Source organism: Rhizobium leguminosarum bv. trifolii WSM2297 (genome assembly GCF_000271845.1).
Map to the genome: position 1 here is coordinate 315967 of NZ_JH719392.1, position 21508 is coordinate 337474.

Here is a 21508-nt window from a genome sequence, read left to right on the forward strand (position 1 = left end):
GGGAACGGCGCTTCTGGATGAGCATGATGTCATCCGAAAACCGCTTACACTGTTCGGCATCATGCTCTGACGCCGCTCCCGGTATCGTGATGCTTACTTGACCGGTTGGAGAGCCAGCAGGTTCAAGAGGCGTGCCGGATTGGTCCGCGAGATCGACGGATTGACGAAGGGGTTTTCCTTGGTCGACCAGCCGGTGAAGCGCTTGGTGTTGTACTGATACCAGTTCGGATTGTTGAACACCGGAATCATCGGCATGTTTTCAGCAACGATGCGCTGCGCCTTGTTCATCGCGTCCTTCTGCTTGGCAAGGTCGGCGGTCTGGGTGAACTCGGTGACGAGTTTCTCGACCTCCGGGTTGAACCAGCGCTGCGCGGTGAAGCGGGTCTTGCCCTTGTCGGAAGCGCTGAAGGCGCGCTTGTAGGGGTAATAGGGCGAGGCCGAGGCCGGCAGGCTGTTGATTGCCGCATCGAAGGTGCCGTTGATGAGGTTGCCGGTCCAGACGGCTTCCTCAGGCGTTTCGATCTTGGCGTCGATGCCGACCGCCTGCATGCCTTCGACGGCAAGGTTGACGGTGTCGATCCAGTCCGTCCAGGCGCTCGGAACGATAATCGAGAAGGAGATCTTGCTGCCGTCGGGATTGTCGCGGAAGCCGTCGCCATCCTTGTCCCTATAGCCGGCCTCGTCGAGCAGCGCCTTGGCGGCGTCGGCGTCATAGGTTGCGAACTTGCCGAAGTCGGCCTTAACAGACGGGTCCGCCCAGCTCTTGTAAAGCTCGCCCATCAGGCCGGGGTCTTCGTTCAGCGTCGGATACCCGTAGCCGGCGACGTCGATCATCGTCTTGCGGTCGAGCGCCATCGAGACTGCGCGGCGGAATTTCAGGTCGTTGAAGGCCTTCTTGTTGTTTTCGCTCGCCGTTTCCAGGTTGAACAGGAAGGCGACCATGCTGCTCGGCGAATACCAATAGTGGAAATGCGCCGGGTCCTTGGAAACATAGACATTGTCGATATCGGGAATGAAGGAGACGCCCCAGTCGAGCGTGCCGTCGGCCGTTGCCGTCAGCATCTGGTTGTTGTCGGCAAGCTGCGGGAAGCGCATGCAATCGACCTTCAGGTGCTCGTTGTCCCAGTAGTTCGGGTTGCGGCACTGATCGTAGGTCTGGCCGGTGAAGCGCGGAACCTCCGTCAGCGGGCCGCTGCCGACGGGCGTCTCGTTGGCGAAGGTGACGGGATCGGCGACGTCCTTCCAGACATGTTCCGGAACGATCGGAAGCTGCGAGATCTGCTCGGCGGCGAGCGAGCTTGGATTGGCGAGCGTGAAGCGCACCGTCTGGCCGTCGACGGCTTTGACGTCGGTGATGAAGGTCCAGATGCTGACGAAGTCGAGCGCCGGGAACTTCTTCAGGTAATCATAAGTGAACTTGACGTCGGCTGACGTCAGCGGCTTGCCGTCGGACCATTTCAGGTTCGGCCGCAGCTTGAAATCAATGCTCTTCAGGTCGTCGGAGAGTTTTAAGCTTTCGGCCAGGCGGTAGACCGGCTTGTTGCTGTCGAAGCGATTGAAAATGACAAGCGGCTCGTAGATGAAGTCGAGCGTCGACTGGCGCGAAGAGGTCTGGTTGAACGGGTTGAAGTTGCGAACCCAGGTCGTCGCTGGTTCGATATTCGCTGTCAGGACCGTCTGCGCCAGGGCGGAGCCCGAAAGCAGTGTCAGGGCTGCGGCGGCAAGAAGATATTTTTTCATGTTTTATTCCCCTTTTCTTATGCGGTGAAAATAATCTGCGCGCTTGCAAACATGGCTTCGACTTCGGCATGGGCGGCGCGAACGTCGATCTTGAGATTGCCGAGGCGAGCCTTGCCGGCGGCGATGCGCCTCAGGGCAGCTTCCGTCAGCGGCAGGGCCGCCTTAGCGGCGGCTTCGCTTTCGGGAATGTCGCCGTGGCTGTGGAGGGCGATGTCGAAGCCGGCGTCGAGCACCTGTCTGACGCGTTCCGGCAGCGTGCCGGAGAGCGACTCCATGAAGATGCAGTCGGAGATCAGCACGCCCTCGTAAGCCATGTCGTTGCGGATCACGTCGTGCATGACAGGCGAGATCGACGCCGGCAGTTCCGCGTCATAGGCCGAGTAGACGACGTGGGCGACCATCGCCCAGGGCGTGTCCTTCAATGCGACGAAGGGCTTGAAATCGGTGGCGGTGAGCGTCTCGCGGCTGGCATCGACGACCGGGCGCTCCTTGTGGGAGTCGAGTGTCGCGCGGCCATGGCCGGGAATGTGCTTGATCACAGGCATGTTGCCGGTCTCGAGCAGGCCGTCGACGACCTCGCGGCCGAGGGCAGCGATGACGTCGGGATCCGGGCCGAAGGAGCGGGCGCCGATGACCGCGCTCGTCGTCTCGAAGACGAGGTCGAGAACGGGTGAGCAGCCGCTCGAAAGGCCGAGTTCCGTCATCATCGCGCCCATGGCCTGGGAGGAAAGGCGCAGTGCTTTTTTGCCGAGATCGAAGTCACGGCGCGCAAGTTCGGCAAACTGGCCGAAGCTGCGAAAGAGCGGCCAGGGGCCGGCATCGAGATGCTGAACGCGGCCGCCTTCCTGGTCGGTGAAGACAGGCGCGTCGTCGCGCCCGACGGCTTCGCGGAAGCGTTCGATCAGGCGCTTCGTCTGCTCCGGCTGGCGCTGATTGCGCCGGCCGACGAAGAGGCCGAGCGGATTGGTCTCGCGAAACAGGGCGAATTCATCGTCCAAAATGGTGGGGTTCGGAAGGCCGACGAAAAGGGCGAGGGGGGTCGAGGACAATTCGGTAACTCCGGGATCTCATTTCGGCGCGCTTCTCAGCATGCCTTCGTAAATGCCCTTATCGGGGGCGGGGATGGTGGTTGCGCCTGATGTCTTGGCGTAAAAATCGACCGGGCCGGCATCGCCGATGAAGGCATAGGCATGGCCAAGCGTCTTCATCGTCCGCAGGCAGGCGGAAAACAGCGCGAGGCCAATGCCCTTGCCGCGCGCTTCAGGGTCGACGCCGGTCGGGCCGAAGAAGCCGCGCGCCGTCGTGTCGTAGCAGGCAAAGCCCAAAAGCTTGCCGCCTTCGACGGCGATCAGGCAGGCAACAGGCTGACGGGAGAACGCGACGCTGACCTCGCTTGCCCAGTTCTCGCTGAAGCCTTCACGAACCCAGTCAACGACGAGATGCAGTTCCGGGGGGAGGGCCGGACGAATGGAGACGCCGACGCGGTCGGCTTTTTGCTGCAGGTCGGCGAGCTTAGTGGAATATAGACTCACAAGCAGGTCTGGCACCTGTCATTCCTCCGTTTATTCCATTATTGCGGAACATATCCCCTTTTAATGGTATAGACTTGGTTATCTCACCGGGCTTGTCAACAGGGATTTTTGAATTCGAGCTAGGAACCGCCTGCTGCGGTGACGCGGGTTCCAACGCAGGGCGGGCGCCGAACGTTTCAAGCCGCTGAAAAAGTCCGGTTCCCGCCAGCGGCCGCCCCTCACCCTAACCTGACCGGGGCCGAGCCACTCGTCTCGGCCCGTCCTTCGGACCCCCGTAAAAACGGGGCGAGGGGACGTGCCCTGCGAGAGGTTGGTGGGGAACCGAGAGGGTGCGGCATATTCCGTTCGCCCCGCGAGCGGGGAGAAGGTGGCGGCAGCCGGATGAGGGGCGGGCATCAGCAATCTCAGATGCCGAATGTGATCTTCTTGCCTGGCAATGCCTGCTTTACGCGATCACCGTTAAAATCAGGCCACCATTGACGATGAGGTTCCTGCCCTTCACGGCACGCACCTTCAGTCGCCGTGTTTCCAAAGCGCATGAAAATGCTGCACTGGACCGTGGCCGGAGCCGACGCTGAGGTTTCCGGCGGCGGCGACCGCACCGGCGAGGTATTCCTTGGCGATGGCGACCGCCTCTTGCACCGCGGCGCCCTTGGCGAGTTCGGCCGCCAGTGCGCTGGACAATGTGCAGCCGGTGCCGTGGGTGTTTTTGGTTGGCACGCGGCTGGCTTCGAACCAGTGCAGACCGTCGGCCGTGGCCAGCACGTCGGGGCTCTCGTCGCTGTCGAGATGGCCGCCCTTGACCAGCACCGCGCCGGGCCCAAGCGCACGCAGCTGCTCGGCCTGCGCCGCCATCTCGGCGCGGTTGGTCGCGACCGGTTGATGCAGCAGGGCGGCGGCCTCCGGCAGGTTCGGGGTCAGAAGGGTGGCAAGCGGCAACAGCCGGCGGGTCAGCACGTCGACCGCTTCGGGCGCGAGCAGGGCGGCGCCGCCCTTGGCGATCATCACCGGGTCGATGACGATGGGGATGGCGCGGCGGTCGGCCGGTGCTGCGGAAAGGGCGGCGGCGACGGCCTCGGCGATGCCGGCATTGGCGATCATGCCGATCTTGACGGCATCGACACGCACATCGGCAAACACCGCGTTGATCTGGTCGGCGACGAATTGCGGCGGCACCAGATGCACGCCGCTGACACCTTGGGTGTTCTGCGCCGTCAGCGCCGTCACCACCGCCATGCCGTAGACGCCGCGGGCGGAAAAGGCCTTGAGATCGGCCTGGATGCCGGCGCCGCCCGAGGGATCGGAGCCGGCGATGGATAAAACATTGCGGATCATCGGCGGACCTTTCGGATTTCGGCGGCGATGCGGCGCGTCGCTGCTTCAGGGTCCGGCGTGCCGGCGATCGCCGAGACGACGGCAAGCCCCTTGGCGCCGGCGGCAAATACTTCGGCCACATGCTCCGCCTTGAGGCCGCCGATCGCCACCGACGGCACCGGCGAGGCCTTCACCAGCCTCGCCAGACCGTCAAAACCGATCGGCTGCTTGTGGTCGGCCTTGGTCGGCGTCGCAAACACCGGTCCGACGCCGGTATAATCGACGAGGCCGGGATCGACGGCAGCGGCAAGCGCTGCGGTCTCGACCGACAGGCCGAGGATCATCTCGGGGCCGATCATCCGCCGCGCCGTCACCGCATCCATGTCCTCCTGGCCGATATGCAGGCCGTCGGCGCCGATGGCGATTGCCGCCGCGACATCGTCATTGACGATCAGCAGGGCGCCGGTCCCATCGAGCGCCTGTTTCAAGGCGCGGCCGATCTCAATCATCGCGGCGGTGCCGGCCTGTTTATTACGCAGTTGCACCATCGTCGCGCCGCCGGCAACGGCAAGGCGCGCGGTCTCGACCATGCCGATCCCGGCGCAGAGATCGGGGTCGAGGACGAGATAGAGCGAAAGATCGAAATGCTTCATGCGGCCGATATCCTTGCCCTGGCATCCAGCGTTTCGGCGTCGAGCGCGTGCAGCGCATCGAGGAAGCGCCAGGCGAAGGAGCCGGGACCGGCCGCACCGAGCGCTGCCTCCTCGCCGGCGATGGCAAAAGTTGCAAGCGCTGCGATCGTCGCCCCGAACAGATCGTCGGGTGCGGTCGCGGCGAAGGCGCCGACGAGGCAGGTGAGCGAGCAGCCAAGGGCGGTGACCTCAGGCATCAAAACCGAGCCGCCTGTAATACGCACCGCTTGCTCACCGTCGGTGACGAAATCGACAGCGCCGGTCACGGCGACCACGGCCCGTTGCCGCTGCGCCAGCCATCGCGCCGATCCCTCCGCCTGTTCGACCGGGTCGCGGCTGTCGACGCCCTGGCCGCGGCTCTCGCCGCCGGCAAGGGCAATGATCTCGGAGGCGTTGCCGCGGATGATCGACGGCTTGAGCGCCAGCAGGCCGGCGACCGCATCGCGGCGGAAGGCGGTGGCATAATGGGCGACCGGATCGAGCACCCAGGGTTTGCCGGCCGAGGTCGCCGCCCTCGCAGCCGCCTGCATGCCGTCGATCCATTGCGTCGACAGCGTGCCGATATTGACCGTCAGTGCGTTGGCGATGCCGGCAAATTCGCCGGCTTCCTCAGCCGCATGCACCATGGCCGGCGAAGCGCCCGAGGCAAGCAGAACATTGGCGGCGATATTCATGGCGACGTAATTGGTGATGCACTGAACCAGCGGCGGCTTCTCGCGCATCGCCTTCAGCATTGTTCCTGGTGTGGTCCTGGTCTGCATGTGGCCCCTTTCAGGCGGGGGCGGGCACGGGGCAAGTCGTGCGGGCGAAGCCGCGGCCCCGAGCGACTCCCTCCGCCGGCATTATCCGGTTCAGGTTCGAAGGGTGCTTCTCAGCCCGTCTATCGACGAACGCCCCTGTCTCTCATCACGATCTTTTTCGCAGAGAACGGGGCGGATGTCATCTCGAAAATGACAGTCCTGCGACTGCGCGGCGCATGAAAGCCGGTGCCGGCTGTCCCGCCTTTCACGAGCGAGGAAAGATCATTGCCGATTCGAGGTGGACATGGTTTTTCGCGACGGTCTATCTGCGGATTCCGTTCCGGGCGGCGCCGGCTGCTGCCATTTCGCCATTCGGTTGTGCTCTCTTTTTGCGAAGGAACAACAATAGCAACCGGGGGTGCAATGAACTTCTAAAATACATCTCTGTATTTGTGAGCGGCATCGGAAATGATGCAAACACCTTGCAGTGTCTCTTCTTCAAAATGAGTGCGGCTCATCTTCCGCAAACTTCTGTGGATTTCCGATCGCGCGGAATTATTCATCCCATCCACCTATGCGCCTGATTTTCAATGAGAACGAGCTATTGGCCAGCTTCGCGTAAGTTGCGCGTCGTCTCATGGTCATCGCCAATCGGTTTCATTCGAATTTTGGAATCCATTGGCGATTTTGTTGTGGGTTGGGTCTCGGACAAACCGAACGTAATCTCCCAGAACGCGAAGCAAATACCTAACGCAAACTTTACCGTGCTGACACGTTAAGGTTGACCGATTGGCGGATTGTAGCGATATGACTTTGCATGAGAATAAAATCTTCCTGAAGTTGCATTTTAAATGAAGAAATTTTTGAAAAGCGGCAAGAAGCGGGGCCTCCGGACGATCGCCCCCATTCTGATATCGATCGCCTGTGCGACCCCATCTTTTTCGCAATCTCCCGGCGCCGAGACACCGGAGCAGGTGCAAACGGCAGCCCAATCGGCGCCGGCGGTAAAATCGCAGAAATTCGACGACTGGTATTATCGCTGCACCGGTTCGGCAGGCACTGAAGCCTGCGAAGTCGCACAGATCGCGCAAGTCAAGCCGTGCAACAACATATGGGCACTGATTATGAGTGGTGTGACTGCTGAGCAAGTCGAAGAGCTAGTTGCCTCGTATCCCGAAATCGTCAAATTCGGCAGCGAAGTTGATTCGGTTGGTGACGATTGGATTGAGAGGGCAGAACAGCGGTTGGGATTTCCATTTAGCGCTTCGTATAAATGGTTTCTAAACAGATATTGCGGAGGTGAAATAGGTGGAGAAGAAATATACAGCATATATGGGCTCGATTTTGACACGGCAAACGGTGGAGATATTGTATATCAATATATAGTCGGGCAAAGGAATGGACTTCTGCCTGAGGGTAAGATCGTTGTCAGCGAGACCGATTATGGAGAAATTTATTTTTTCAATTACTTATCTCGTTCAGATACGGAGTGCCCCGTATATTTGAGACTCCCGTCAGGCGACGAGGTTTTGTACTCAGCAAATTTCTTTGAATTCCTCTGCAAGCGGATCAAGGCGCATATTCCAGAGTGATTACGGACCACCGAACCGGCTGATGTGACTGGGAACGATTCCGCAAACCAGGTTTCGGCGATTATAGGATCTCATTCGTCTCGAACGCAGTTAACTCTTCTAAATTACCTGCGTTCGGCAGGATGAGGGTATGCAGAAATAAGCATAGTAAGGTAGCGGGTTTTCGGCGCCGCGATTTCGGCAACGTCAACAATACCTCCGCAGCCGGCTCGATGGCCGGCGGCGCCAGCGTGGCCGCCGCAAGCAATCCCGGCGATCCGCTGTCGGCGCTCTCCGGCCTGACGGCGGGCGGCGCGCTGTTCAACGTCAATTCGGGCCTCGGTGGTGCCGCCCTTGCGCCCCGGCCAAACCGAACTCCGGCGGCTTCGGCGGCAAGATAACCAACCAGACCTTCCTGTTCGAAACCCGCGCAGCTTACCTCGATGTCGGCACCTTCTATGGCTCCGGCTATTTCATGGACAAAATCGGCTATCAGCCGGACGTCACGGTTCCTTTCCTCGGCGACGCCTATTTCGAGAACCAACTGATCGACACGCAGTTGCGGCAACTCGTCGGCGAAGGGCTCGGCAGAAGCACCTTTATCGCCGGCGGTAATGCAATCGCGCAGATGAAGACTTTGCTCGACAACGGTGCCGATTATGCCATGAAGCACCACTTGGCCGTCGGGCAAGGCCTCACGCCTGAGCAGGCGGCAGCTCTCACCGACTCGATCGTCCTCTACCAGTGGCAGACCGTCAACGGCGTGCAGGTGCTTGCTCCTGTCGTTTATGTCGCCGCCGCTGACCGGCAGAAGCTTTCCGGCGCCGGTGCGGCCATGGCGGGCGGCTCGGTCAATATGAATGTCGGCAATCTCGACAATTCCGGCCTGATCGCATCCGCCGGCGGCCTGACCGTCTCCGGCAGCTCCATCCAGGGCAGCGGCACGTTCCTGTCGCGCGGTGACACGGCGCTCAATGCCACCAACGGCATTACGCTCGCCGCCCAGACGATGACGATCGGCGGCCAGAATGTCGTCAACACCAATGCCGGCGTGACGGCAGGCGGCGCTCTGCAGCTTGCCGGCGGCAGCGGCGATCTCGCGCTCAAGGGCGTTAAGGCCAATGCCACAGGCGACGCCACGCTCTCCGGCAAAAACGTGACGCTGGATGCCGCCAAGGTCGACAATGCAGGCCAGCCCGCGATGACCGCAGGCGGTCACGCTGAAAATGCCACCGGCAGCCAGGTCGCCAGCGGCAAGGCCTTAACGATCAAAGCCGCCGACAATGTCAACGTCATCGGCAGCTCCGCCAAGGCGGGAACGACGCTCGATGTGACCGCCGACAAGGGCTCGGTGGCGGTGGTGTCGACCGATGTCGCCCGCAACAACCAATCCGGCTACACCAGGACCCTCTCCACCGACCAGCAGCAATCGCAGCTTTCCGCCGGCACCAATGCGACGATCAAGGCCGACGACGACATCCTGCTCTCCGGCTCCTCCGTCAAGGCCGACGGCAATGTCGCGCTCAGCGCCGGCGACGATATCAACATCACAGCCGCGCAGGAGCATTCCGCATCCACCTTCGGCAAGAAGTCCGCCTCATCGATCACCCATCTCGGTTCGGGGATATCGGCCGGCGGCGACCTCTCGGTGACGGCAGGCAGCGGCAGCGGCGATCACGACCTCAACATCGTCGGCAGCAAGCTCGCCGCCGACGGCAAGCTCGCTCTCAAGGCCGACGGCGACGTGACGATCGCCGAAGCCACCGACACTGCCACCCTCGACACCAAACTCAGCATCAAGGGCGGTTTCCTCGGCAAGAGCGAGAAGACGACCACCCATCTGGAAACGACGACAGCCGTCGGCTCCGCCATATCAGGCGGCGGCGGTGTCGATATCACCTCGGGCACGGACACGGTCATCTCGGCCTCGAAGATCGAGGCCGGCAAGGCCGATGGCACCGACCCGGCAGACCTGAACATCACCACCAAGGGCGACCTCATCATCGCCTCCGGAATGGACACCAGTGCCAAGGACGACAAGGGCTCGCGCAGCGGCTTCCTGTCCAAGGGCTCGTCCAACCACAAGAGCTACGACGAGACGACGGTCGGCTCGCAGTTGAGCGCCAGCGGTGACATCAATCTCGACGCAGGCAAGGCAGCAGTCATCGCCGGTTCAAAGGTCGATGCCGACGGCTCGATCAACGTCGCGGCCGACAGCGTTTCGATCATCGGGGCGCAGGAGACGCATGAATTCGAGGAGCAGCGCAAGAAGTCCGGCTTCGGTGTCGGCGGCGGTGGCGGGTTTATTTCGATCTACGGCAGCCAGCAGAACAAGGGCGCCCAGGCCTCGACGCTGAATGTCGGCTCGGCACTTTCCGCCGGAACGGATGTCAACCTGACAGCGCGGGCAACCGACCTGAATATCATGGGTTCGTCCGTCGACGCTGAGCGCGACATCAACCTGTCGGCCAAGCGCGACGTCAACATCACCCCCGGCGCGGAAAGTTTCTCGCAGTCAGAGCAGGAGAAGAAATCCGGTTTCGGTATTTCCTTCGGTTCGAGCGGCGGCGGCTTCTCGGTCGGCATCGGCGCGCAGACGAGCAAGGACAACTCGGCACAACAATCCGACACCAATGCGGCTTCGACACTGTCCGCCGGCCGCGATCTCAACATCTCGGCCGGCAACAATCTCAATCTGCAGGCCGCAGGGGCCTCGGCGGAGCGCGACGTCATCCTTTTCGCCACCAAGGACATCAATCTTCTCTCAGCCGCGGACAAGACCAATTACGAGGAGATCCACGAAAAGACCTTTGCCGGCGTGACGCTCAGCGTTTCCAGCCAGTTGGGAAGTGCTGCCCAGAGCATCATGAATTCGGCCGAGCGCTTGACCGGCGACACTCGCGTCAACGCGGTCACCAACACCACCATCGCCGCTCTCGGCTTCTATCAGGGCTACAAGGGCCTGAAGGAAGCCTATCAGCAGCTGACGAGCGCCGATCCTAAAGCGGAAGGACTCAACTTCTCGATCTCGCTGTCGGCCGGCGTCAACCATCAGGAAAACAGCTCGTCTTCCTCGTCCTCGACGCCTGTCGTCACCGACATCCGCGCTGGCCGCTCGACCACCCTAAAGGCGCAGGATGGTTCGATTACCAGTGATGGCGCCCAGATCGCCGCTGGCTACGACAAGTTCGGTCTGCCGACGATCTCCGACGATCCGCTGGCCGGCGATATCGTCCTGTTGGCGCAGAACGGCAATATCAACCTCAATGCGGCGACCGGCACATCGGAGACATCTAGCCAGAACTCATCCTACAGCTTTGGTGTTGGCGTCGGCTGGAAGTGCGGCACGAAGGTTGGCTGCGGCACGCCTGGCGTCAACGTCACCGGCTCTTACGGCAAGGGCAATGACGGCACGACGGGGCTTACTTATTACAATAGTCATGTAAACGGCACCGGCGACGTCACCATTCTTACTAACGACCTCACCTTGAGAGGCGCCACCGTCACCGGAAATTCCGTGACCGCCGCCGTCCGCAATCTCACGGTCGAAAGCTTGGTCGACACAGCGACTGCGGAGGCTCGCCAGCTCAATCTCTCAGGCTCGATCGGCTCCGACGGCTTCAGCGCTTCCGGCTCGACCCAGAAGGCGACGGGCGACGCCGCCGTGGTCGCCGAGCAATCCGGCATCCATGCCGGCTCCGCAGGTCTCGAGCTGATCGTCGACAAAAAAACGACACTCGTGGGTGGCTTGCTCACCGGCCAGGCGCCGGCGGAACTGAACCATCTCGAAACCGGCACGCTCGATGTTGCCGACATCGATACCCATTCGCGCTGGAAGGCCGACACCTACGGTGCCTCGATCGGCTCCGGCGGCCTGAGCCTCGCGTCGGTCAAGGATGGGGAGAGCGCAACCGGCAAGGCCTATTCGGCCGTCGGCGGGAACATCGACATCACCATCACCGATCCGGAGCACCAGACCCAGGACATCGGCACGATCCGCCGCGATACTGACAACACCAACACCTCGTTGCGCGGCCTGCCGGACTTGCAGAACATTTTGCGCGATCAATACAAGACGCAGGCCGATCTGCAGGAAGCGCAGAAGACGATGGCGGGGTTGGTCGGCGACATTGCTTCCGAGTTGTACAAGCAGTCGACGACTCAGGCCGAACGCGACTTCTGGGCTGAAGGCGGCCGGGGGCGCGCCCTGCTGCACGCCATCGGCGGCGGCATCCTTGGTGGCGTCAACGGCTGGGAGGGCGCGATAAAAGCCGCTCTGGGCGGCGCTGCCACAACCTTGATGGCGCCAGCCATCGCCAAGCTCGTTGAGGGCATGCTCAAGGGAACAAAATACGAAGGAACGCCGGAGGGCAACGCGCTTGCCAAGCTGATTGGCGCAACCCTTGCGGCTGGTGTGGGCGGAGCTGTGGGTGGCGCTGAATATGGTGCTGCAAATTATCAGTACAATTATCTCAAGCACGCCGAAATAGAAATGGGAGATAAGCTGCGAGCGAAATGTGCCGCCGCGGATGCAGATGCCTGCCGCCAGCTGGATCGATTACAGGAGCTCGACGAATCACGTGACGCCCTTCTTGCCGCTTGCAAGGGCAGTTCAACGGAGGCCTGCAAATATGCACGCAACGAAGTTCGAAAAGCGGCTGCCGAAATGTTCGAAGGCATTTCTACGGCCGGTGATCCGATCAGTCTCATCGATCAATTTATGATAATGAGGACGCTGGCGCAGGCTGTTGTGTACTTTGATCCAAATGACCCAAATCAAGGCACAATAAGCGCCGAACAATGGAAGATACTCAAGTCGAAAGACGTCAGCGCCGCAGTCGGCGTATTAGTTGCAGCTTTTAAGACGGGTGACATTCAGGCCATGGAATTTGGCTACGCGGCCATCGCCGCGAGCAAGATGCCAAGTGCATTTTTGATTGCGCTAGATGCGACTGGTGGTCTGAGCAGCACTGCTCCAAAATCAGTTTTTAACGGTGAAAGCACTGTATTTAAAACGATCGTTACCTCCGATGGAACGACGGTTCTTGTGCCCGAGGGGTACAGTGCCTTTCGGTCCAGCGTTGGTGCAGCATCGGCGGATGTTAGCGGCCTTCCAGCGGGTTCTTCTCGTGTTCTTGATCCAGAAGGCAATGTTGTATATGCGGGGCCGAACGGCGCAATCTACGATAACATGGCCGCGGCCCAAAGGGCTGCTATCGCTACAAACAACGCGGGCGGTTCGTTTTGGTCTTCGACCGGTTCAAAGACCGCTGTAGAGAATGCATATGGCCATTGGGACAAGCATGTGTCCGAATTTCCCGAGTACCAGAATTCGCTTCAGTATGTTCAAGGTGCGAGGGATTTTGTCGCAAATCCGCCGACGGGGACTCTCACGATAACACGCTCCAACGGCGATACCGTGTTGTATAATCCTACGACTAACACATTCGCGGTGAAGAGTGCGGACGGGACGCCGAGAACAATGTTTAGACCCGACCCTACGGAGCACGGCTACCCGACCAACTTGGACTACTTCAATGCACAGAAAAAATAACTACTGCCGGGTATGCGGCTATCACCTATCTGCGCCACCATGGGGTGAAGACGGCAATTCTCCCACCTGGGAAATATGTCCGTGCTGCGGAACCGAATTCGGATATGAGGATTGCAATCCGGCAAGCGCACGCAATAGACGCCAGCGGTGGATATCGGACGGAATGAAATGGTTTGACCCGAAAGAAAGGCCTGAAAGCTGGAGTTTTGAAGGGCAAGTCAAGAATATTCCGGACGAATTTCTGTAGCGGTCATTGAACCGCTCCGGTTTGCCGGAGGGTCATGGGCGATGAGAACATCGAGCGGTGGAGGCTAAGGGGCCTTGATGAAAATAGAACTTAGCATCGCAAAGAACCTGCTGACTGATCGTTGCTCGAGCAGAAAGGAATACCTTGCCTGTGCCGTATCCGTGGCCTTGAATTCGAAATCGCCTTTGTGGACCCACTTCCCATGGCAAACGGCAAAATCAGCGATTGGGACAACAGAAAGATAGATGAACGCGCGCCGGCGGGAGCAGGTGGAAAATATACGCACTACTGCTTTGGGACAGTAAGCCTTGTGCCACTTGAGGAGGGCAAATACGAGATTGTTGATCTGGCCTTCTTTAATCGCGCTGTGGGGTGGTGCCCGATCGTAGTCGACGGGGAATACGGTCCTGTCGGCTCTTTTTGGGATGAGGAAGAGTAGGTCTTGATTGTGGCTAGCGTAGCGACCCGAGCAATCGGCAAATGAGCTCTGGTAGTCAGAAGATCACAGCTCGTCCTCTCTTCCGGCTTTCAAGTGACCTGGTCGGGGCACCGTGGCGGGGCTGATGGACATGTGTCGGTTTGCACTCAGCTGCACGGAAGTTGAACAATGCCGGCTCCTGAGGAACCGAGATGAGATATGAAGCGCCGCATGATGCCATAGAGACCCTAAAGCGCTTGGTGGCGTACAGGGAAAAGCAACATCCCAAGCTAATACCAATATCTCAAAGCATCCAAGGTGACCTGCCACTGAACTTTCATCCAGCGGCGGTTAGAGCCTCGGCGGCTTTGAATACGCCAAATGGCGCGGTGTGAGCAACCGGCGGAAACGCGAAGCTTTCATCTTGCGCAGCGTTGGAGCCGGTTGCGGCGATGGTCCCGGCATAGTCTGCCGGGGTCTGATATCCGAGCGATGAGTGCGGCCGGAAATGGTTATAGTCCTCAGCCCATTCAGCGATGGCGCTGCGGGCGTGATCGAGGCCGAAGAAGAGGCTCTCGTTGAGCAACTCGTCGCGCATCCGACCGTTGAAACTCTCCACATAGCCGTTCTGCATTGGCTTTCCCGGCGCGATGTAGTGCCACTCGACCTTGTGATCCTTCGACCAGGCCAGAATGGCATTCGAGGTGAATTCGGTGCCGTTGTCGGAGACAATCATGTCAGGCTTGCCGCGTCGTTCGATCAGCGTCGTCAGTTCCCGAGCAACACGGCGACCGGAGATCGACGTGTCGGGGATTGCCGCCAGGCATTCACGCGTCACGTCGTCGACAACATTGAGCACCCGGAAGCGTCTACCGCAGGCAAACTGGTCGTGGACGAAATCCAGCGACCAGCGGGCATTGGCCTTCGCTTCGACCAGGATCGGCGCACGCGTGCCGACAGCACGCCGACGGGCTTTTCGCTTGCGAACGGAAAGCCCTTCCTCGCGATAAAGACGGTATATGCGATTGACCCCGGACGGCTCCCCGTCTCGCCGAAGCAGGATGAATAGCCGCCGGTAGCCGAAACGCCGTCGCTCATTAGCGAGGTCACGCAGCTTCGCTCGCAGATCGACCTCCGGCGGTCGATTGGACCGATAACGGATCGTCTTGCGGTCGGCGGATACGATCTGGCAGGCCCGCCGTTCCGAAAGACCCATGACGGCCTTCAGATGCGTGACGGCTTCACGCTTGGCGGCAGGCCCTACCATTTTTTTGCAAGAAGCTCGCGGAGTGCGGCCGCATCCAGCATCTGCTCGGCCAGCAACTTCTTTAGCCTGGCATTCTCGTCCTCAAGCGCCTTCAGCCGCTTCGCCTCGGAGACTTCCATGCCGCCGTATTTGGCCTTCCAGTTATAAAACGTTGCTTCTGAAATCCCGTGCTTGCGGCAGAGGTCGGCTGCCGTCGCGCCAGCCTCCTGCTCCTTCAGCACACCGATAATCTGCTCTTCCGTAAATCTCTGCTTCTTCATTCGTCCGTCCCTTAATAGGCCGGACTCTAATCCATTCTGGAGGAAATTCTCAGTGGCAGGTCACGACCGCTAACGGCGTCCGGTGTGCATTACAGCGTTCCCTAACTCAAATCATGCAGCCCCGTCGTAATCGCCGGCCCAATCGAAAACTCCGAAAACCGCACCGTCAACCCGCTGCGCTCCGGCGTGCAGGCAGCCGGCCCCACCTCATAGCGGTCAGCCGCCGGGAAAGGCGCTAGCCGCAGCAACGGCCAGTGGCGGCCGTCGCGGGAGGCCTGGATGCGCAGGGCGCCGCTGGCGACGGTGACGCGGATGTGGAAATCTTCGAGCTGCTTGAAGGGTTGAGACACCGACCAGTCGGACCTGCCGTCGGTGACGACGGTGCTGAGGAAGGGTTCGCCGTCGGTGAATTCGACGCCGGTCTTTACCCAGCGTTTCTCGTCGAGGCGTACCATCAGGCCGGCTTGGTCGTAGAGGGTTTGGAATTCGCCCTGGATGCGGATCTGGGCGGTAAAGGTCTCGGTGGTGGGAAAGGCCAGGAAATGGCCGCTGTCGCGGGTGAAGCCGTAGTGGGTTTCGCGCCAGAAATCGGTTTTCCCATCGGTCGTCAGGGTGAGGGCGGTTTCATCCGCGTGCCAGGTCGCCGGTTCGTTCAGCCATTTTCCCTCGTTGAAATCGATGCCCATCCTTTTCTCCCGTTCCGCTGAAACTGACCGCAGCGCGATCGCCTGGCCTTTATATCACGCAACCTTCGAGCAACGGCGCCAGCCGCAGCTGAAGATAGGGCGTTTCTCCCATGTCGCGCTATCGGCGGCTGCATAATCCGTCGTCCGTGCTTGACAGGAACGATCCATCTCCTATTCTGTTACAAAAAGATGAATTACATAATTGTGGAACTGAACCGGGAGCCCTTACATGAAAACACTTGTCGCATTTCTCCTCGGCACCGCGCTCGTCGCCCTGCCTTCGACCCTCCTTGCCCAAGAAAAGGGCGGCGTCATCAATGTTGCGACGATCGGTGAGCCGCCGACGCTCGATCCGATGTCGTCGACGGCCGATCTCGTCGGTATCGTCACCCAGCATATTTTCGAAACGCTCTATACGTTCGACAAAAGCTGGAACGTCACGCCGCTTCTGGCCGAAAGCCTGCCTGAGATCAGCGCCGACGGTAAAACCTATACGATCAAGCTCCGGACCGGCATCAAGTTCCACGACAATAGCGACATGACCTCGGAAGATGTCGTCGCCTCGCTTGGCCGCTGGATGAAGATCGCCTCGCGCGGCAAGCAGGTGGCCGGCTTTATCGACAAGGTCACCGCCACAGATCCCTCGACCGTCACCATCACGCTGAAGCAGCCCTATGCGCCGCTGACCTCGTTGCTTGCCTTCAACAATTCGGCGGCGATCATCATCCCGGCCGAAAAGCAGGACGAGCCGATGAAGGAGTTCATCGGCACCGGTCCCTATATGCTGAAGGAGCGTAAGGCTGACCAGTATATCCAGCTCGTCCGCTTCGATGGCTACAAATCCCGCGAAGGCGACAGCAACGGCTATGGCGGCGCCCGCCATCAATATCTCGATGAGATCCGCTTCGTGCCGGTCCCGGATGCGAACACCCGCGTCGAAGCCGCCGTCTCCGGCCAGTATGATTATGTCGATTCGATCGCGGTCGAATCCTACGACAAAGTGAAGGCTTCGGCCGCCTCGCAGCCGGTCATGCTGAAGCCTTTCGGTTATCCGGTCTTCGTCTTCAACACCAAGGAAGGTGTTGCTGGGAATGTCGAGATCCGTAAGGCGATCCGCCAGGCGCTGAGCATGGAAGACATGCTGGCCGCGGCCTTCGGCAGCAAGGATTTTTATGCGCTCGACGGCGCCATCTATCCGAAGTCCTTTTCTTGGTCGACGGATGCCGGCGTCGAGGGCGCCTATAACGTCGCCGATTCGGAAGGGGCGGCCGCTGCCGCCAAGAAGGCCGGTTATAAGGGTGAGCCGATCCGTATCCTGACCAGCCGCCAGTATGAGTTCCATTATAAGATGGCGCAGGTCGCCGCCGAATATCTGAAGCTTGCCGGCTTCACCGTCGATATGCAGGTGGTGGACTGGGCGACGCTGACGCAGCGCCGCACCGATCCGAAGCTCTGGGATATCTACATCACCCACAGCCCCTTCCTGCCGGAGCCGGCGCTGATCGGCTCGCTGTCGACCAGCTCGCCCGGCTGGTGGGATACGCCGGCTCGCAAGGCCGCCGTCGATGCCTTCACCTCGGAAGTCGATCCGAAGAAGCGCGTGGCGCTCTGGGCCGATGTGCAGAAGGCTATCTATACAGACGCGCCCTTCATGAAGATCGGCGATTTCAACGCCGTCTCGGCAAAGTCGGTCAAGCTCGACGGCGTCGATCCGGCCCCGTGGCCGTATTTCTGGAACGCTTCGATCAAGAAGTAAGCACCGCCGCCGGTGCCGGTCCTTCGAGGCCGGCGCCGGTTACCTTTTCTGATGCATCTGCAAGGGCTTGAAGGCCGGCATTCATGATACGCTACATCCTCCAGCGCCTGTTCGGCATGATCGTCGTGATGTTTCTCGTCGTGACGATCGTCTTCGTCATCGTGCGCGTGACGCCGGGCGATCCGGCGGCCGTCATGCTCGGACCGGATGCGACGCCGCAGGATGTTGCCGATCTCAGAAGCAGGCTCGGCCTCGATCAGTCGCTCGGCCTGCAATATGTCTATTATATCGGCCAGTTGCTGAAGGGCGATCTCGGCCAGTCGATCTTCCTCAACATGCCGGTGACTTCGGCGCTCATCGACCGCGCCGAGCCGACCTTCTTCCTGACGCTGTTTTCGCTTGCCATTGCCAGCATCATCGCTCTGCCAATCGGCATCTATGCCGCCTATCGGCGGGGCTCCTTCGTCGACCAGGCGGCAACGACGCTGGCGATGTTTGCCGCCAGCATTCCAAGCTTCTGGCTCGGCCTCATCCTGATGCAGTTCTTCGCCGTCCGGTTCAACCTCTTCCCGGTCTCCGGCTATGGCGGGCCGGGCTCGAGTTTTCTCGAGCGCATGTATCACCTGACGCTGCCGGCCTTTGCGCTCGGTATCGTTTCCTCGGCGCTGATCCTGCGCTTCACCCGCGCGTCGATGCTCGATGTGCTCGGCGACGATTATATTCGCACGGCGCGCGCCAAGGGGCTGATCGAGCGTAAGGTGATCCTCAAGCATGCGTTGAAGAACGCGTTGATCCCGATCCTGACGGTCCTCGGGCTGACCGCGGCGGTGCTGATATCGGGCGCCGTTGTCACCGAGACGGTCTTCGGTCTGCCGGGCGTCGGCAATCTCGTCGTCTCGGCGGTGCTGCGCCGCGACTATCCCGTCATCCAGGGCGCGCTGCTCGTCATCGCCGCGCTCTACGTGCTGATCAATTTTGCGATCGACATGCTCTATCTGCTGGTCGATCCGAGGGTGCGCTACTGATGGCCGATATCGCAATCAAATCAGCCGAGAGCGAAAGCAGCAAATTCGTCCGCCGCCTGCTGAGGCGCAAGACGGTCGCCTTCGGCCTGCTGATCCTGGCGATCTTCGTGCTGCTCGCGGTCTTTGCGCCTGTCGTCGCGCCCTATTCGCCCTCCAAGCTTTCGATCGTCAACCGGCTGAAACCGCCAAGCGGCACCTTCTTCTTCGGCACGGATGAGTTCGGCCGCGACGTCTTCTCGCGCACGATCTTTGCCGGCCGCCTGTCGCTGCTGGTCGGCGCCGCCGTCGTCAGCCTGTCGGCGGTCATCGGCGTGACGCTCGGCCTGCTTGCCGGCTTTTTCCAGAAGCTCGATACGCCGATCGCCCGGCTGATCGACGCGATGATGGCCTTTCCGGATATTCTGCTGGCGATCGCCCTCGTCGCTGCCCTCGGCCCGTCCTTGACCACGGTCATCATCGCGCTGTCGATCGTCTATGCGCCGCGCCTTGCCCGCATCGTCCGCGCATCGACGCTGGTCATTCGCGAACTGCCCTATGTCGAGGCGGCAAGGGCGCTCGGCATTTCCACTTTTCACATCATGACGCGGCACGTGTTGCGCAACCTGCTCTCGCCGATCCTGGTGCAGGCCACCTTCCTCTTCGCCAGTGCCATGCTTGCCGAAGCCGGCCTGTCTTTCCTTGGCCTCGGGGTCAGCCCGGAGATTCCGACCTGGGGAACGATGATTGCCGCCGGCCGCCAATATATCGGCCAGGCCGATTGGATGACGCTGTTTCCGGGTGTGGCGATCATCCTCTCGGTGCTGTCGCTGCAGATGGTCGGTGACGGCCTCAGGGACATGCTCGATCCAAGACTTCGCAAGGACCTTTGAGCCGCCGACGAACGCCGGCCAATCCAAATTCGCCAAATTGAAAATTGCATGACAGGAGTTTGCGTGAATCAGTTTCCCACCGCCGCCAGCAAGGTCGAGAACTCGCCTTACCAACGGTTATCAGCCCTCGGCATCAAGCTTCCGCCGCCGCCGCCGCCGATCGCCAATTTCGTGACGCATGTGCTGGAGGGCAATATGCTCTATCTCTCCGGCCAGGGACCGCGCGATGCGAATGGCTTCCTGCACACGGGCAAGGTCGGCGCCGGCGTCAGTGTCGAGGAGGCTTACCGGCATGCCCGGCTGACCGGCATCAACCTGCTCGCCGTCATGCATGATGCGCTCGGCGACCTCTCCCGCGTCAAGCGGGTGGTCAAACTGCTCGGCATGGTCAATGCCGTGCCTGAGTTCGAGGATCATCCGAGCGTCATCAACGGCTGCTCGGATCTGCTGATTGCGGTTTTCGGCGCGGCCGGCGAACATGCCCGCTCGGCCGTCGGCTTCGGCTCGCTGCCCGGCAATATCACCGTCGAGATCGAGGCGATCGTCGCCTTGCATGGTTGACGAAAGCTTTCATATTTGGAGCAGCGTCCACCCGTGACCCGTTCCTCGCCCCAGACGTCTGGAGACCTTCATGCCCACTGATATCCGACCTTCGCTCGGCCTTCGCCCCGTCATCAACGTATCCGGCACGATGACCAGCCTCGGCGCCTCGATCGTCGTGCCCGAGGCGATCGAAGCGATGGCATCGATCCTGCCGCACTTCGTCGAGATCAACGACCTGCAGCGCAAGGCAAGCGCCGTCATCGCCCGGCTGACCGGCGGCGAGGCGGGCTTCGTCACCGCCTCCTGCTCGGCCGGCATTTCGCTGGCCGTCGCCGGCGCCATCACCGGCGACAATCTGCTGACGATCGAGAAGCTGCCGGATGCCACGCTCGAGAAGAACGAAGTGCTGGTGCAGATGGGCCATGTCGTCAGCTACGGCGCTCCGGTCGACCAGGCGATCCGGCTGGCCGGCGGCAAGGTCGTGCTTGTCGGGCAGGCGACCTCGACGCATCGCTTCCATATGGAAAATGCCATCACCGACAAGACCGCCGCCGCCGTCTACGTCGTCTCCCACCATGTGGTCGACTACGGCCTCTTGAACCTGAAGGAATTCGTCGAGATCGCCCATGCCAAGGGTGTTCCCGTCATCGTCGATGCGGCCTCGGAATATGATCTCAGGATCTTCCTGGAGCAGGGGGCCGACATCGCCCTTTACTCCGGCCATAAATTCCTCGGTGGTCCGACCTCTGGCATCGTTGCCGGAAGGAAGGAGCTGGTGCGTCATGCCTTCCTGCAGAATATGGGCATCGGCCGCGGCATGAAGGTCGGCAAGGAGAGCATCTTCGGCGTCATGGCAGCCCTCGAGGCCTGGGAAAGCCGCGATCATGCCGGCATCCGCGAACGTGAGACCGGTTATCTCGATCTGTGGAAGAAGACACTCGACGGCCGTCCCGGCGTCATCGCGCTGATCGAACCCGACCCGACCAACAATCCGCTCGACCGTCTGCGCCTGATCGTCGATGCCGAGCAGGCACATATCACCGCCTGGGATCTGGCCGACGCGCTTGCCAAAGGGAGCCCGCCGATCATCGTGCGCGACCATGAGGTGGAGCACCGCTATTTCTACCTCGACCCGTGCAACCTGCATCCGGGCCAGGAGACAATCGTCGCAAACCGTCTTGCTGAAGAACTCGACAAGGCGCGCGCCTCCAACGAGATCATCGCGACGCCGATCGAAAACCGCAGCAAGCACCGCTTCGACGGCGCGCTGCGCTGGCCGGATTGAACTGCAAAG

15 protein-coding genes, 1 pseudogene and 1 riboswitch are annotated in these 21508 nt (G+C 60.8%); of the genes and pseudogenes, 8 read left to right on the forward strand and 8 right to left on the reverse strand.

Translation table 11 applies throughout. The annotated features are described in order from the left end of the window. Positions 1 to 93 precede the first annotated feature (93 nt). From RLEG4DRAFT_RS01435 to thiM, 6 genes are all read right to left on the reverse strand, one after another. Positions 94 to 1740: an ABC transporter substrate-binding protein gene (locus RLEG4DRAFT_RS01435; protein WP_003574811.1), complete on the reverse strand. Its 1647-nt coding sequence runs from the start codon at positions 1738 to 1740 to the stop codon at positions 94 to 96. A 17-nt stretch (positions 1741 to 1757) separates the two neighbouring features. Beyond that, positions 1758 to 2789, reverse strand: coding sequence for a glycoside hydrolase family 3 N-terminal domain-containing protein (locus RLEG4DRAFT_RS01440; protein ID WP_003574813.1), 1032 nt, complete (start codon positions 2787 to 2789; stop codon positions 1758 to 1760). A gap of 18 nt (positions 2790 to 2807) precedes the next feature. Continuing rightward, positions 2808 to 3287: a GNAT family N-acetyltransferase gene (locus RLEG4DRAFT_RS01445; protein ID WP_003574814.1), complete on the reverse strand. Its 480-nt coding sequence runs from the start codon at positions 3285 to 3287 to the stop codon at positions 2808 to 2810. 498 nt (positions 3288 to 3785) lie between these two features. Next, positions 3786 to 4607, reverse strand: coding sequence for a bifunctional hydroxymethylpyrimidine kinase/phosphomethylpyrimidine kinase (gene thiD, locus RLEG4DRAFT_RS01450; RefSeq protein ID WP_003574815.1), 822 nt, complete (start codon positions 4605 to 4607; stop codon positions 3786 to 3788). Continuing rightward, a complete protein-coding gene (gene thiE / locus RLEG4DRAFT_RS01455) occupies positions 4604 to 5239 on the reverse strand; it encodes a thiamine phosphate synthase (protein WP_003574816.1) in 636 nt (211 codons plus the stop codon). The genes thiD and thiE overlap by 4 nt, the downstream gene beginning before the upstream one ends. Next, on the reverse strand, positions 5236 to 6039 hold the full coding sequence (gene thiM / locus RLEG4DRAFT_RS01460) for a hydroxyethylthiazole kinase (protein ID WP_003574817.1): 804 nt from the start codon (positions 6037 to 6039) through the stop codon (positions 5236 to 5238). The genes thiE and thiM overlap by 4 nt, the downstream gene beginning before the upstream one ends. A gap of 50 nt (positions 6040 to 6089) precedes the next feature. After that, a riboswitch (TPP riboswitch) is annotated at positions 6090 to 6186 on the reverse strand. Positions 6187 to 6869: 683 nt separating this feature from the next. Here thiM and RLEG4DRAFT_RS41215 point away from each other — a divergent pair. From RLEG4DRAFT_RS41215 to RLEG4DRAFT_RS01475, 3 genes and pseudogenes are all read left to right on the forward strand, one after another. Next, positions 6870 to 7610 (forward strand): SMI1/KNR4 family protein, encoded by a 741-nt coding sequence (locus RLEG4DRAFT_RS41215; protein WP_003574819.1) that lies wholly within the window; start codon positions 6870 to 6872, stop codon positions 7608 to 7610. Between the two features lie 167 nt (positions 7611 to 7777). Then, positions 7778 to 13143 (forward strand): annotated as a pseudogene (locus RLEG4DRAFT_RS01470) (hemagglutinin repeat-containing protein); the annotation flags it as partial. Positions 13144 to 13592: 449 nt separating this feature from the next. Next, complete coding sequence (locus tag RLEG4DRAFT_RS01475) at positions 13593 to 13829, forward strand: hypothetical protein (RefSeq protein WP_003574822.1); 237 nt, start codon at positions 13593 to 13595, stop codon at positions 13827 to 13829. 316 nt (positions 13830 to 14145) lie between these two features. On the opposite strand, the gene RLEG4DRAFT_RS01480 is transcribed toward RLEG4DRAFT_RS01475, so the two are convergent. Together RLEG4DRAFT_RS01480 and RLEG4DRAFT_RS01490 are read right to left on the reverse strand one after the other, a co-directional pair. After that, positions 14146 to 15335, reverse strand: a protein-coding gene (locus RLEG4DRAFT_RS01480) for an IS3 family transposase (RefSeq protein ID WP_088941441.1) whose coding sequence is annotated in 2 segments (ribosomal slippage) — positions 14146 to 15083 and positions 15083 to 15335 — 1191 coding nt in all. Because the reading frame shifts where the segments join, the coding sequence is not laid out codon by codon here. Positions 15336 to 15436: 101 nt separating this feature from the next. After that, the gene (locus RLEG4DRAFT_RS01490; RefSeq protein WP_003574828.1) at positions 15437 to 16021 is read right to left on the reverse strand and encodes a DUF1349 domain-containing protein; all 585 of its coding nucleotides are present in this window, start codon (positions 16019 to 16021) and stop codon (positions 15437 to 15439) included. Positions 16022 to 16250: 229 nt separating this feature from the next. Here RLEG4DRAFT_RS01490 and RLEG4DRAFT_RS01495 point away from each other — a divergent pair, with 229 nt between their 5' ends. The 5 genes from RLEG4DRAFT_RS01495 (at position 16251) to RLEG4DRAFT_RS01515 (ending at position 21499) form a co-directional block, all read left to right on the forward strand. Further along, entirely contained in the window at positions 16251 to 17777 is a 1527-nt protein-coding gene (locus tag RLEG4DRAFT_RS01495) for an ABC transporter substrate-binding protein (RefSeq protein ID WP_003574829.1), read from the forward strand. Between the two features lie 83 nt (positions 17778 to 17860). After that, a complete protein-coding gene (locus RLEG4DRAFT_RS01500; RefSeq protein WP_003574831.1) occupies positions 17861 to 18802 on the forward strand; it encodes an ABC transporter permease in 942 nt (313 codons plus the stop codon). Continuing rightward, positions 18802 to 19671 (forward strand): ABC transporter permease, encoded by an 870-nt coding sequence (locus RLEG4DRAFT_RS01505; protein ID WP_003574833.1) that lies wholly within the window; start codon positions 18802 to 18804, stop codon positions 19669 to 19671. The genes RLEG4DRAFT_RS01500 and RLEG4DRAFT_RS01505 overlap by 1 nt, the downstream gene beginning before the upstream one ends. A gap of 48 nt (positions 19672 to 19719) precedes the next feature. Beyond that, positions 19720 to 20232 carry a RidA family protein gene (locus tag RLEG4DRAFT_RS01510; RefSeq protein ID WP_085061871.1) on the forward strand — a complete coding sequence of 171 codons (513 nt, stop codon included), beginning with the start codon at positions 19720 to 19722 and terminating at the stop codon, positions 20230 to 20232. A gap of 70 nt (positions 20233 to 20302) precedes the next feature. Continuing rightward, positions 20303 to 21499 (forward strand): aminotransferase class V-fold PLP-dependent enzyme, encoded by a 1197-nt coding sequence (locus RLEG4DRAFT_RS01515; protein ID WP_003574837.1) that lies wholly within the window; start codon positions 20303 to 20305, stop codon positions 21497 to 21499. Positions 21500 to 21508 lie beyond the last annotated feature (9 nt).